The sequence below is a fragment of the Zoogloea ramigera genome, from assembly GCF_006539865.1.
GTDB lineage: Bacteria > Pseudomonadota > Gammaproteobacteria > Burkholderiales > Rhodocyclaceae > Zoogloea > Zoogloea ramigera.
This window is the reverse complement of the sequence record NZ_BJNV01000094.1, coordinates 1-13,683: the sequence shown is the minus strand read 5'-3', so window position 1 is coordinate 13,683 and position 13,683 is coordinate 1. Positions and strand designations below refer to the sequence as shown.

Annotated in this window: 10 protein-coding genes; 8 read left to right on the top strand and 2 right to left on the bottom strand. The window is 66.2% G+C overall.

What is annotated here, in order from left to right:
- The coding region (locus ZRA01_RS18295) for an SdrD B-like domain-containing protein (RefSeq protein ID WP_174851633.1) at positions 1-1,193 on the bottom strand (1,193 nt) is incomplete at its 3' end.
- Positions 1,194-1,978: 785 nt separating this feature from the next.
- Between ZRA01_RS18295 and ZRA01_RS18290 the strand changes: the two genes are divergently transcribed.
- Genes ZRA01_RS18290 through ZRA01_RS18280 form a run of 3 tightly spaced genes read left to right on the top strand, consistent with a single transcriptional unit; the run spans position 1,979 to position 7,256 of the window.
- Positions 1,979-4,135 carry a type I secretion system permease/ATPase gene (locus ZRA01_RS18290; RefSeq protein ID WP_141354817.1) on the top strand — a complete coding sequence of 719 codons (2,157 nt, stop codon included), beginning with the start codon at positions 1,979-1,981 and terminating at the stop codon, positions 4,133-4,135.
- An 8-nt stretch (positions 4,136-4,143) separates the two neighbouring features.
- Positions 4,144-5,469, top strand: coding sequence for an HlyD family type I secretion periplasmic adaptor subunit (locus ZRA01_RS18285; protein ID WP_170183024.1), 1,326 nt, complete (start codon positions 4,144-4,146; stop codon positions 5,467-5,469).
- The gene (locus tag ZRA01_RS18280) at positions 5,469-7,256 is read left to right on the top strand and encodes a TolC family protein (RefSeq protein ID WP_141354815.1); all 1,788 of its coding nucleotides are present in this window, start codon (positions 5,469-5,471) and stop codon (positions 7,254-7,256) included. The genes ZRA01_RS18285 and ZRA01_RS18280 overlap by 1 nt, the downstream gene beginning before the upstream one ends.
- A 56-nt stretch (positions 7,257-7,312) precedes the next feature.
- On the opposite strand, the gene ZRA01_RS18275 is transcribed toward ZRA01_RS18280, so the two are convergent.
- Entirely contained in the window at positions 7,313-8,077 is a 765-nt protein-coding gene (locus tag ZRA01_RS18275) for a PEP-CTERM sorting domain-containing protein (RefSeq protein WP_141354814.1), read from the bottom strand.
- Between the two features lie 454 nt (positions 8,078-8,531).
- Between ZRA01_RS18275 and ZRA01_RS18270 the strand changes: the two genes are divergently transcribed.
- From ZRA01_RS18270 to ZRA01_RS18250, 5 genes are all read left to right on the top strand, one after another.
- Complete coding sequence (locus tag ZRA01_RS18270; RefSeq protein WP_141354813.1) at positions 8,532-8,897, top strand: response regulator; 366 nt, start codon at positions 8,532-8,534, stop codon at positions 8,895-8,897.
- A gap of 3 nt (positions 8,898-8,900) precedes the next feature.
- Positions 8,901-10,214, top strand: a complete 1,314-nt coding sequence (locus tag ZRA01_RS18265; protein ID WP_141354812.1) for a methyl-accepting chemotaxis protein — start codon at positions 8,901-8,903, stop codon at positions 10,212-10,214.
- A 16-nt stretch (positions 10,215-10,230) separates the two neighbouring features.
- A complete protein-coding gene (locus ZRA01_RS18260; protein WP_141354811.1) occupies positions 10,231-10,524 on the top strand; it encodes an STAS domain-containing protein in 294 nt (97 codons plus the stop codon).
- 16 nt (positions 10,525-10,540) lie between these two features.
- Positions 10,541-12,709, top strand: a complete 2,169-nt coding sequence (locus ZRA01_RS18255) for a chemotaxis protein CheA (RefSeq protein WP_141354810.1) — start codon at positions 10,541-10,543, stop codon at positions 12,707-12,709.
- Positions 12,710-12,735: 26 nt separating this feature from the next.
- The coding region (locus tag ZRA01_RS18250; protein ID WP_141354809.1) for an MCP four helix bundle domain-containing protein at positions 12,736-13,683 on the top strand (948 nt) is incomplete at its 3' end.

Sequence of the window (13,683 nt, the reverse complement as noted above, 5' to 3'; positions counted from 1 at the left end):
TTGGTAAACAGATACTCGCCGTTGGCGTCGGTGGTGAGGGGGCCATCCACGAGGTCGCCGGCGGCGTTGTAGAGGCGCACGAGCACGCCGGGGACGCCGGCTTCGCCGCCGTCCTGCTGGCCGTTGCCGTTGGTGTCGAGCCACACGCGGTCGCCGAGCTCGGCGCTGCGGAACAGGCCGGCGTCGACGGTGGTGTTGGTTTCACCGGCGACGACGGTCACCGGGGCGCTGTTGCCGAAGTCGTCGATGTCGCTGTCGGTGGCGTCGCTGGGGCCCATGTCGGACTCGCTGACGCGGTAGCCGGCGGGCGTCGCCACCGACACGGTGTAGGTGCCCGGATCGACGGTGAAGCTGTAGTTGCCGCTGCCATCGGTGGTGGTGGTGGCCACCGGGTTGCCGTTGGCGTCCTTCAACTGCACGGTGACACCGGCAATGCCGGCTTCACCTGCGTCCTGCACGCCATTGGCGTTGGTGTCTTCCCACACGCGGTCGCCGATGACGGCCTTGGCCGCGAGGGGGACATTGAACGTGAAGGTGTTGGGGGTGAGGTCGAGGTCGTTGCCGCCGCAGCCATCCGTGCCGCCGTCGTCACGCACCTGGAAGTCGAAGGAGATCGCGCCGCCGCCGTTGACCGGGGCGGTGTAGACCAGCTTGCCGGCGGCGATGTCGGAAGCCTGGATCTCCTGGCCGGCGCTAACTGCCACGCCGTCAAGGGTCAGCGCGCCGCTGGCCGGCACGCTGGTCATCACGACCGACTTGAAGTTGTTGCCTTCCACCGGATCGGTGAAGCCGAAGTCGGCCGTGCCGAACACGAAGCTGCCACCGCTGACCAGGGACACTTCATCGTCGGCGCCGGAGGGCGCGTCGTTCACCGGGGTGACATTGATCTGCAGATCGAGGACGAAGGTGTTGCCGGTGCTGTCGGTGCCGAGCACCCGAACCTTCTGGATCCCGTTGAAGTTCGGCAGCTGGGCCATGTCCACCGTGAAGGTGTCCTTGTCCACCGCGGAGAAGAAGCCGGTGGTGACTTCGACGTACTTGTTGGTCGTCGAGTCGAGGACATAGAGCTTGATGCGGGCCGGATCGATTGCGGAGTAGTTCGGATCAGCTTGCTTGAGCAGATCGGACAGCTCGTAGTTGACGCTGGTGTCTTCGCAAAGGGTGACGCTGGTTGAATACCGCGTGGTTGCCATGAACGACCTCCATTTTTCGTTTTTAGGTTCCGCCCGGCTGGCTGTGCCCAGGTCGGATCGAGAAAATCGAGGAATCAACTGCAATTAGCGGGCCAGGACACCTTCTTAATTTGATAAAAACACTAAATCTACCTTCCCTCAACGACTTAGCCTCTCCGTCACCTTTTGACTCGACTGTGAAACATTACAAACCATTATCAGGTGTAAAGAATTCCGACACCCGTCTTTGAAAATCGGTATCTCGCAAAGGTGAAATGAGGATTCACCCCCACCTTTTCAACAGCCACCCAAAAAACACAACACTATGATTAAAATAAACTAATTAAATTACAAAAGGGATTTTTAAATCAATTTGGATGGCTCTGACGAGGTACATTCGAGAGCTTTTCGAGGGCAAAAATATCCGACAGGAAATAATCCACACCCCGCGACACTCAAGAACTCCGACCGATCCAGATGGCCTGAGCCCCTCCCCGCGCCCTCTGAATGCCAGACGAGAGCTCAAAAATACGATACCAATGTTAATTACGGTCAAATACCGGCAACGAAATCAATCACCAAAACCATGACATTCATCACATTTAATGTTTTGTGAGTCGCCGTTCATAAAAGACGTGACTTTTTAACATTTGTCATTTAGCGCCTTGTGGCAACATCGGCCATCCGAGCTTTCGAAGATGACGACGAGCGGGCCCGACCAAGCCCCTCCCCGACCACACGGGTCGGCGGAAGATGGCCTCGACAGCTCGCTTCTTCATGACTCAATTGCCACCGAGCCCCAGCCCATGCGCGACACCTCCCCCAACACCCCAGCCGATGCGTCGGTCGATGCGGTTATCGACCAGCTGCTGTTTCTGGCGCACTTCTTCGGGAAGCGTGCAGACCCGGTCCAGCTGCTGGCCGACACCCCTGTCGCAGACGGGCGCATCAGCGAGGCCCAGATCCTCGAATGCGCCCAGCGGGGCGGCCTCAACCTCAGCCGCGCCAAAAAGCCCATCGGCACCTTCAAGGCCTCGGAGCTGCCGGCGCTGGTGTTCGACGCTGCCGGCGAGCCGCTGGTGCTGCTGCGCCGGGAAGACGACGAGTTCGAGTGCGTGCAGCCCGGCATCCGCGGCAGCGTGAAACTGAGCACCGCGCAGGTGGCGGCCGACTACACCGAAGCGGCCTGGTTCGTGCGGCCGATGGTGTTCTTCGACACCCGCAGCCTGCTCTACCACCTGCCCCGCCCGCGCCGCTGGTTCTGGGACACCCTGGGTGCCAATAAATCGATTTATGGCTGGGCGCTGCTGGCCACCGTGCTCACCAACGTGTTTGCCGCGGTGATCCCCTTCTACACGATGTCGGTGTACGACCGCGTGGTGCCCAACAACGCCCTCGACAGCCTGTGGGTGCTCACCGGCGCGGTGGTCGTGGTGGCCCTGTTCGACCTGGTCGTCAAGATGCTGCGCAGCTACCTGCTGGAGGCGGCGGCGCGCAAGGCTGACGTGGCGATGTCGTCCCACGTGTTCGCCCAGGCGCTGCGCCTGCGGGCGGCCTCGCGCCCGGCCTCGGGCGGGGTGCTCGCCAACATCGTGCGGGACTTCGAATCGGTGCGCGAATTCGTCACCTCGTCCACCCTCACGGTGCTTGGCGACGTGCCCTTCATGCTGTTCTTCCTGGTGCTGATCGCGATCATCGGGCACTGGCTGGTGCTCGTGCCGCTGGCGCTGATCCCGCTCACGGTGGCGGCCTCGATGCTGATCCGCCGCCCGCTCACCCGCCTGCTCGGCGCCAACATGCAGGAATCGGCCCAGCGCACCGCCCACCTGTTCGAGACCATGAACGGCGTGGACACCCTCAAGTGCCTCGGCGCCGAAGCCTGGGCCCGCCGCCAGTGGGAGATGCTGACCGTCAAGATCTCCGAGAACTCGGTGCAGATGCGCGAGTGGACCTCCCTCGGCACCTACCTCTCGCTGCTCGCCACCAGCCTCAGCGCGATCCTGATCGTGATGTTCGGCGCCCTGATGATCGGCGCCGGCGACCTCACCATGGGCCAGCTGATCGCCGTCTCGATGCTGGCCGCCCGGGCGATCACCCCGGCCACCCAGATCGCCGCCCTGATCGTGCGCTACGAGCAGACCCGCCAGGCCCTCGAGGCCCTCGACAAGATCATGGAGAGCCCCACCGACGAGGGCGCCGACAGCCTGCACCTGCCGCGCATGTCGGGCCGCATCGACTTCCGCGACACGCACTTCGCCTACCCGGATTCGGCGCCCGTGCTGAAGGGCCTCAACCTGAGCATCCGCCCGGGCGAGCGGGTCGGCTTCATCGGGCGCATCGGCTCGGGCAAGAGCACCCTGTTCAAGCTGCTGCTCAACCTCTACAGCCCCGACCAGGGCGCGGTGATGGTCGACGGCATGGCAGTCAGCCAGCTCGAACCCCAGAGCCTGCGCCGCCAAGTGGGCTATGTGCCCCAGGACGTGGTGCTCTTTCACGGTGACATCCGCGAGAACATCCTGCTGGGGGGCGGCACCGTGAGCGACACCGAGCTGATCGAAGCCCTGCGCCTGTCCTGCCTCGACGAGACCCTGTCGCAGATGCCCAACGGCCTCGGCACCCAGGTGGGCGAACGGGGCGACCGCCTCTCCGGCGGCCAGCGCCAGGCCGTCTCTATCGCCCGGGCGCTGGTGCGGCAGCCGCGCATGCTGCTGCTCGACGAGCCCTCCAGCATGATGGACCCGGCCACCGAGGCCCGCCTCATCGACAACCTGCGCAGCATCAAGGGCGTCACGATGCTGCTGGTCACCCACCGCATGGCCATGCTGCCGCTGGTCGACCGGCTGGTGGTGCTCGACCAGGGCCGCGTCGTGATGGACGGCCCGCGCAACGAAGTCCTTCGCAAACTGCAGGGCGGGCCGGGCGCCAGCAGCGTTAGCGCCGCCCCCCGGGAGGCCGCAGCATGAAGCTCCAGATGAAACCCACCCAAGCCCGCCTGCAAGCCGAAACCATCAGCAGCCACCCGGACTTCGACCGCGGCCCGCGCAAGGCGGTGCTGATCCTGGTCGCCACCACCGCGCTGTTCTTCGTGCTGCTGTTTGCCTGGATGAGCTTCGCCGCCCTCGACATCTCGGTTAACGCCCAGGGCGCGGTGATCCCGTCGAGCCGGGTGCAGCAGATCCAGAGCATGGAAGGCGGCATCCTGCAGGCGCTGCAGGCCCGCGAGGGGATGCAGGTGAAGAAGGGCGACGTGCTCGCCACCGTCCAGAACCTGCAGTTCAACGCCGAACAGGGCGAAGCCCAGCAAGGCCTGTGGGGCGCCCAGGCGGCCCTGGTGCGCCTCGACGCCGAAGCCCGCAACACCGCGCCGGCCTTCCCCGTCGAGCTCGAGAAGAACGCCCCCGACCTCGTCCGCGAGCAGCGCACCCTGTGGCAGACCCGCCGCCAGGAGCGCGAGACCAGCCTCGAGACCCTCGCCCGCCAGCTCGCCCAGCGCCAGCAGGAACTTGCCGAGGCGCGCGCCCGCCACCAGGCCATCGGCGAAGCGATCGGCCCGGCCCGCGAGGCCCTCGCCATCGAGGAGAAGCTGGCCGCCGCCAACGCCGGCGCCCGCGCCGACCTGCTCGCCGCCCAGCAGCGCTACACCAGCCAGAAGGGCGAACTCGAGACCACCCGCATCGCCATCGGGCGCATCCAGGCCGCGGTGGCCGAGGCCCAGGCCCGGCTGTCGGAGACCCGCGCCCGCTTCCTCGCCGAGACCAGCAAGGAGCGCAACGAGGCCGAGCTGCGCGCCGCCCAGATCGCCGAGCAGCTCACCGGCCGCAACGACAAGGTGGCCCGCCGCGAACTGCGCGCGCCGATGGACGGCGTCGTCAACCGGCTGCTGATCACCACCGTCGGCGGCGTGGTGAAGGCCGGCGAGACCATCATGGAAGTCGTCCCGGCCGAAGACCGGCTGCTCATCAACGCCCGCGTGAAGCCCTCCGACATCGCCTTCCTGAAGCCCGGCCAGGAGGCCCGCATCCGCATCAGCGCCTACGACTCGTCGATCTTCGGCACCCTGCCCGGCAAGGTGCTGCGCGTCGGCGCCGACGCCATCGCCGACCCGGAGCGCAAGGAGAGCTTCTTCGAGGTGCTCATCGAATCCCGCCAGAACTACCTGGGCGACGCCTCCGAGCACCTCGGCATCTCGCCGGGCATGGCCGCCGACGCCAGCATCCAGACCGGCAAGCGTACGATGATGGAGTACATGCTCAAACCCATCGTCAAGACCCTCGACAAATCCCTCCGCGAACGCTGATGAGATCTCCCCTCCGCCCCACCCGGCTCGCCGCCCTGCTGCTCGGCCTCGGCTGCCTTGCCCAGGCCCACGCCGAAGCGCTGCCGGCCGTCGTCGACAAGGTGCTGCTGCAACAACCCAGCGTGCGCTCGGCCCAGGCCCTGCTGCGCGCCGCCGATGCCCAGATCACCCAGGCCCGCTCCGACTTCCTGCCCAGCGTCGGGCTGAGCTACCGCAACGCCGACTCCCGCGACGAAACCCAGGGGCGGCCGCTCGACCGCAACATCCGGCGCAGCGACGCCAGCCTGCGCTGGAACATCTTCAACGGCGGCGCCGACACCGCCCGCCTGCAGGCCGGCGGCCTGTACCGCGACGCCGCCGACGCCGACCTGGACAACGTGCTCGAACAGGTCAGCTACGAGATCACCGAGAACTACACCGACATCGTGCGCCTGCGCCACACCGTGGGCAGCCTGGCCGCCACCCTCGAACGCCAGGAGCGGGTCGAAGCCAACGTGGCGCGGCGGGTCGAGGCCGGCCGCATCTCGCCGGCCGAGCTCGACCTGATGCGCGTGCGCCTGATCCAGAACCGCACCATCCTCGGCCAGCTGCGGGCCCAGCTCGGCACCGCCGAATACCGCTACCGCCTGCTCACCGGCCAGGCGCCGGAGCAGCTCGAAGCCCCGGCCATCCGCCCTGCCGACGGCGACACCGACATCGACGCCCTGGTCGAGCGCATCCACGAACGCAACCCGCGCCTGCGCGCCGCCCTCCAGCGCGCCGCCGCCCGCAAGGCCGAAGTGGGCGTGGCCCGCGGCAGCTTCTTCCCGGCCGTCGACCTGAGCTACAGCAAGCGGCTCGACAACACCACCATCCCGGTGCCGGTCTCCGACACCGACCGCTCCGGCCAGGTGCAGGTGAGCTTCGACATCCCCCTGGGCGGCAAGAACCTCGGCCGCCACACCGAGGCCGTCGAGCGCCACCAGGCCGCCCAGGCCGACGCCGACGACCTGATGCTCAAGGTCTCGAAGGACATCACCGACCTCCAGCGCCAGTACCACGAAGCCCGCCAGATCGCCCCGCTGCTCGAACAGCGGGTGGCCGCGGCCCAGCGCGTGTCGACGGCCTACGAGCTGCACTTCGAGGCCGGCCGGCGCAGCCTCAACGACCTCTCTATCACCCAGGACGACCTCTTCAACGCCCAGCGCGCCCTGATCGAGAACCGTGCCCAGCAGACCACCCTGCAGGCCCAGCTGCTCGGCCTCGCCGGCGAACTGCGCAGCGCCCTCCGCACCCGCTACCACGCGGCCCCGATCGCCCCCGCGCTGCTCGGCACCACCTATGTCTCGCCGGCCCTCGCCGCCGCGCCGGTGCCCACCGTCGACGCCGCACCGGCGCCGCAGGTCGAACTCGTCACCCCGCCCGCCCCGCCCGCCGACACCGGCGAACCCGCCATGCGCGCCCGCCTCGAGGCCTGGCTGGTCGCCTGGAGCGCCCGCGACTACGACGCCTACCGCGCCCTCTACGTGGCCGACTTCAAGCCCGGCAAGGGCCGCAGCACCGCCGAGTGGGAGGCCGAGCGCCGCCAGCGCCTCGCCGAAGCGAAATCACCCGCCCTGCGCATCGAAGCCCTCCGCCTCAAGGCCCGCAGCACCGAGCGGTTCAGCACCCTCTTCATCCAGCACTACCGCGCCGGCAACTACCGCGACACGGTGAAAAAGCAGCTCGACTGGGTGAAGGCGGACGGCCAGTGGAAGATAGCCGGCGAGACGGTGCTGGCCGCCCCCACCGCCGGCAAGGCCGACTGAGCGGGCGTCCCCGCCCCTGGGCGGCGGGGCGCTGCGCACCGGGCCCCTGCCTGCGCCTACCCCCGCCGGTCGCCCCGGCGCCATGCCAGCAGGCCACCCAGCCCCAGCGCCACCAGCAGCATCGAAGACGGCTCGGGGGCTTCCAGGTGGAACTCGTAGCCGACGCCCTCGTATACGGTCAGGATCCGGTTGGCGGCATCCACCTGGGACAGAAAGGCCGTGGCGATGAAGAAGGCACTGGGCCACGGGCCTTTCGGTTCATCGTAGAAGCGACGGTTGTCGTACTCGTTGGGATACAGCGGCGGCGCCAGCAAGCCCGCCCCGGTGCGAACGTCCATCTCATAAAAGGGCTCGACGATTGCCGCCGGACTCAGGGTGAAGTTGTCGTAGAGCCCCTGGGCCCAGTGGTAATCGGCCTTGTCCGCACCGCCGTAGGTCCACAGCACCCGGATCGTCACGCCCCCGGAACCGGCACGTGCGAGGGCATCGAAGGCATTCACCTCGAAGCCCCCGCCGGGCAATGCGCCGCCATCCTTCAACTGCCATTTGCTGGCAGCGCCGTTGCCCGCATTCCAGGCATCGAAGGACTGCCGGAAGGCCGCATCGCCCCCCACCAGAGACGCCTGGTTGAACGCCGCCATGCTGGTGCAATGGGTGTAGGTCGCCGCGCCCAGCCCGCTGCAGCTCGCCACCTGGGCGTAATAGGTGGGCGTGGCGTCGGTGAGCGTGACGGGAATCGCCTGCACATGGCCAACAAACGCCAGGGGCAGCCCGGCCAGGGCGAGCCGTGCAGGCGGACGGAGAAGACAAAGGGGGTTCATCGCAGCTCCTCGGATCAAGGCAAGGGAATCTCCCAGGCGAGGCGGACGTGCTCGGCTGTCGGAAAAGACAGGCCTCGAACCGGCACCCTGCCTTGAACCTAGTCACCGCCCCCGCGAAACGCCAGCGGTGACCGTGAAACAAGTGTGTCGTGCCCGCCACCCGGCCAGTGGCCGACGCGGGCCCGGACGACGCGCCCGGCTCGTCACAGATCACCCCCGGGCGCAACGCCGTTCGAGCACCGAAGACATTTCGGGTACTCCATCTGAAAAGCACAGTCAATGCGAGCTTGCCGCAGCTCAAGTTTGTGCCGAAAGCACCGTAAAACCTTTCAACAAGAAGGTCCCTTGTGAAGCCAACAGCTGCGTCAGTCGTGCTTTTCGGGGGCCTTGATCATTCAGCCACGTTGTAGCCCCTGGTTTCGGAGGCTTTCTGACCGGGGTCAGGAGTCAAAAATTGAAAACCATCATGCTGGTCGATGATTCCGCCACGGTCCTGCTGTCCATCTCGGGCATCCTCACCAAGGCCGGTTTCAAGGTCGTCACCGCCAACAGCGCCGAAGACGGGCAGAAGAAGCTCGCCACCGGCACCAAGCCCGACCTGCTCATCACCGATCTCAACATGCCGGGCATGAATGGCATCGAGTTCATCAAGGTCGTCCGGCAGCAGGCCGACCTGCGTTTCATGCCCATCCTGTTCCTCACCACGGAATCTCAACAGAGCAAGCGGGCCGAGGCGAAGGCTGCCGGCGCTTCGGGCTGGATCGTCAAGCCTGCGACTGCGGAAACCCTGCTCGGCACCATCAAGCTTGTGGTGCGTTGAGTCATGACGGCCATCCGGGATAAATCACGGCGGCGCCGGCTGTTGTTGGCCTGCGTGACGGCCTTGGGCGCCTTTGTCGTCGTTTATTTCGCTAATGCGACTTATCACGAGCTGTTGCTCGACAAGGTGGGGCTGAGTCAGGCGCTGGTCGATGCGCTGGGTGCGGCGGCGGCGGTTTTGGTGAGCTTCCTGGCCCAGCAGATGCTGTCCGTCGCCCGCTACCGCGACCCCTCTTACGGCGCCGAAAACGCCTTGCAGCATGCGCGTGATGAGGCCGCCAGGCGGCTGGATGTGGCCACTGAAGTGAGCCACTCCCTGGCCCAGGTGCCGCACCTCAACAACATTCTCGTCGGCCAGCTCAGCGCCGTTACCACCCAGACCGAAAGCGCGGCCTTCAGCATGGTGGAGCGCCTGCAGGCCGTCGATTCCGTGGTGCAGGGGCTTGACCGCTGCGTTCAGACTTTTTCGCAGGAATCCGGCGAGATCGTCGATGCGGCCAGTGCCCGCGCCGTTCGCAACCAGCAAACGCTGGTGGCCTTGCAGGGCTACATTCATCGTCGCCTCGAAAACCTGGGCGAAGACCGGCAGCACGTGATGTCGGCCCTGAACGAGGCCAAGTCGCTGGGCCAGTTCGTCAAGCTGGTGCACGACATTTCCAGCCAGACCAATCTGCTGGCCCTCAACGCCGCCATTGAGGCCGCCCGGGCCGGTGAGGCCGGACGCGGTTTTGCGGTGGTGGCCGACGAAGTCCGCAAGCTGGCCGGGCAGACCGACCAGGCCGTGCTGAAGATAAGCGAAGGCATCGGTCGGGTGGTGAGCACCATCGAAGCCCAGTTCCGCGAACAGCTCGACCAGTCGAGCAGCGACGCAGAAGACCAGGCCCTGCGCACCGTGGCCGACGAATTCGACGAAGTGAGCCAGAGCTACACCCGGCTCATCGAGCACGAGAGCCAGAGCTACACCCGGCTCATCGAGCACGAGAGCCGGATTCTCGCGGCGTTTCGGGAATCCAGCGCCACGCTCGCCGAGATGTTCATGGAAACCATGGCCAGCGTGCAGTTTCAGGACGTGACCCGCCAGCAGGTCGGCCATGTCATCGAGGCGCTGCAACGCCTCGACGAACACGTGCTCAAGCTCGCCGACTGCCTGGCCGACAAGGCCGCCGTGGCCGATGTTCCGGCCATGACCGAGCAGATCGACCGCCTGTTTGAAAGTTACGTGATGCAGAGCCAGCGCGACGAGCACATACGCTACAGCGGCGATCGCGCCCCGGCGGCCCCAGGCGCCGGCGCCGGCCCGGCCGTCGAACTGTTCTGAATATCAGGAGAAGCGAATGAGCGCGATCCGCCGAGCCTTTACCGAGGATTTCACGATTTACCGGGTGGCCGAACTCAAGCCGGTCCTGCTCGCCGTGATTCAGGAGGGCGAGCACATCGAGCTGGACCTGTCCGGTGTCGAACACATGGATTCGGCCGGCTGCCAGTTGCTGATCTTCGCCAAGCGCGAGGCCGGTGCTGCCGGCAAGACGCTGGCGATCGTCGCCCACAGCCGGGCCGTGCAATCCCTGATCGAGTTCTACAACCTGGCAGCCTGGTTCGGCGATCCCCTCGTCGTGCCCGCGGCATAGCTCCGGCAAATCCATCATGGACGAACTGAAACAAGTTTTCTTGCAGGAGAGCTTCGAGCAGCTCGATGCCCTCGAGTCCCTGCTCCTCGAGCTGGAAAACCGGCCCGACGACGAAACCACGCTCAACGGCATCTTCCGCGCCGCACATACCATCAAGGGCGCGGCGGGAATGGTCGAGTGCGCGGCCGTCGAATCCTTTGCCCACGTGGTCGAGAACGTGCTTGACCGCCTGCGCAACCACGAAATCGCGGTCAGCACCCAGCTGGCGGCGCTGATGCTCCAATGCACCGACCACCTCCGGGTGCTGGTGGCCAACGAGGCCGGCGTGGCGCAGATGGAGGGCGAAGAGATCGAGGCGCAGGGCGCCCGCCTGCTCATGCAGCTCGGTGAGTACGGCCCCGGCGGGCAGGTATTCGCCAGCCCCAAGGCCGTCGAATCCGGCGTCGAGCGGATTCCCTCAAGCAGTTCGGCCCAGAACTGCTGGCACATTTCGGTGCGCTTCGGGCCTGAAGTGCTGCGCCAGGGCATGGACCCGGAAAATTTTTTGCGTTTCCTGGAAACCCTGGGCGATATCCGGCACCTGGAAACGCTGGCCGACGCCATGCCGGCGGCGGCCGAGATGGACCCGGAGCTGTGCTACCTGGGTTTTGAAATCACCCTCGAATCCAGCGCCGACAAGCAGGCCATCGAAGACATCTTTGCCTTCGTCCGCGACGAATGCCAGCTGGCCATTCTGCCCCCCAACAGCAAGGTCGCGGATTACCTCGACCTGATCCGGAATTTGCCCGAGGACTCCCTGCGGCTCGGCGAAATTCTGGTGCGGGTGGGCGCGCTGACCGCCGATGAACTGGCCGAAGGGCTGCGGGCCCAATCGGCTCCCGTCGATGAACCGGAGCCGGAGGCCAGGCAGATCGGCGAAATCCTGGTCGCCCAGCAGGTCGTCCAGCCGGAGCTGGTCGTGGCCGCGGTGGCCAAGCAGGCCCAGGTCAGCGAGAAAAAGGCCCAGGACGCCAAACTGATCCGGGTGCCGGCCGACAAGCTCGACCACCTCATCAACCTGGTCGGCGAGCTGGTGATTGCCGGTGCGGCCACCAGCCTGCTCGCCCACACCCGCCGCGACGGCGAACTGATCGAAGCGTCGTCCCTGCTGACCCGGCTGGTGGAGGAAATCCGCGATGCCTCGCTGCAGCTGCGCACGGTGCAGATCGGCGAAACCTTCAACCGATTCCACCGCCTGGTGCGCGATGCCTGCAAGGATCTGGGCAAGGATGTGCAGCTCGTGATCAACGGCGGCGAGACCGAGCTCGACAAGTCCATCGTCGAGAAGATCGGCGACCCGCTGATGCACCTGGTGCGCAACTCCCTCGACCACGGCATCGAAGCCCCGGCCGTGCGCGAGGCCGCCGGCAAGGATCCGCAGGGCACGCTCTTTCTCAATGCCTTCCACGACGCCGGCAACATCGTCATCGAAGTGAGCGACGACGGCGCCGGCCTCAACCGCAACAAAATTCTTGCCAAGGCCATCGAGCGCGGCCTGGTGGATGCAGAGGCCCACCTTTCCGACCGCGAGGTGTTCGACCTGATCTTCGCCCCTGGCCTGTCGACGGCCGAGCAGGTGACCAACCTCTCGGGCCGCGGCGTGGGCATGGACGTGGTCCGGCGCAACCTGCAGGCCCTGCGCGGCACCATCAACGTGGACAGCCAGCCCGGCCAGGGCACCCGGCTGACCCTGCGCCTGCCGCTCACGCTGGCCATCATCGACGGCTTCCTGGTCGTGTCGGGCAACCGCGCCTACGTGATCCCCCTCGACGCCGTGGTGGAGTGCATCGAGCGGCCCGACTCCGAGCACGAACGCAATTACTTCAACCTGCGCGGCCAGGTGCTACCGGCCGTCTGCCTGCGCGAGATCTTCAGCCTGCCGGGCGAGCGCCCGGCCCGCGAAAGCGTGGTCGTGGTGCAGTACGCCGGGCAGCGCGCCGGCATCGTGGTGGACCGGCTGGCCGGCGAGCTGCAGGCTGTGATCAAGCCCCTCGGGGCGATCTTCCGCCACCTCCAGGGCATCGGCGGCTCCACCATCCTGGGCAGCGGCGAGGTGGCCCTGATCCTGGACATCTCTGCACTCATCAAGATTTCCGGGCAAGCCGAGCAGCGTCTGCTGGCCCGCCCCGAACAACGCAGCGCCTGACTTTTTGCATCATCCGGAGAACAAGCATGTTTAATAATCTGAAGATCGGCGTGCGCCTCGGCCTCGGCTTCGCCTTCGTGCTGCTGATGCTGGCCGCGATCTCGATCCTGTCGATCACCCGCATCAACGAGCTCAACGCCGGGATCAACGACCTCGCGGAGGGCCGGATCCCCAAGATCGTCATGGCCGACGAGCTCTCCCTGAACGTCCAGCTGATTGGTCGCGGCGTGCGCAACATGATCATGACCAACGACAAGCTTGTCGAGAAGCAGCAGACCGAAGCGATCGCCAAGGCCCGCAGCCGGAACACCGAGATCTACGAAAAGATGACGCCGCTGGTCCTGACCGAAAAGGGCAAAGCCCTGCTCGCCAAGGCCACCGACGCGCGCACCAAGTACAACGGGGTGACCGACCGGCTGCTGAGCCTCGCGGACACCTCCTCGCCCCAGTACAACCCGGACAAGGCCACCCAGCTCCTTTTTGGTGAATACACCGACGTGGCCGGTGTGTATGTGACGGTGCTCAATGAATTCGCCGCCTTCCAGATCGACGGTGCGCGAAAGGCCGGGACTAACGCCGTCGAGCTGGCCAGCTCCTCGCGCAGCCTGGTCATCACCCTGGCCTCGGTGGCCTTCGTGCTGGCGGCCCTGCTCGCCCTGTGGCTGACCCGCAGCATCACCCGCCCGATCAACCAGGTGGTGGACGCCGCCAAGAAGATGGCCGTCGGCGATTTCAACTTCACCCTCAAGAGCGACGCGAAGGACGAGGTCGGGCAGGTCGTGCAGGCCGTCGAGGCCGTGCAGCACGCCGTCCAGTCGATGTCTGCCGACGCCTCCCTGCTGGTCACCGCAGCAGTGGAAGGCCGCCTGGCCACCCGCGCCGATGCGGGCAAGCATCAAGGTGACTACCGCAAGATCGTCGAAGGCGTCAATGCCACCCTCGACTCGGTGATCAACCCCCTCAACGTGGCCGCC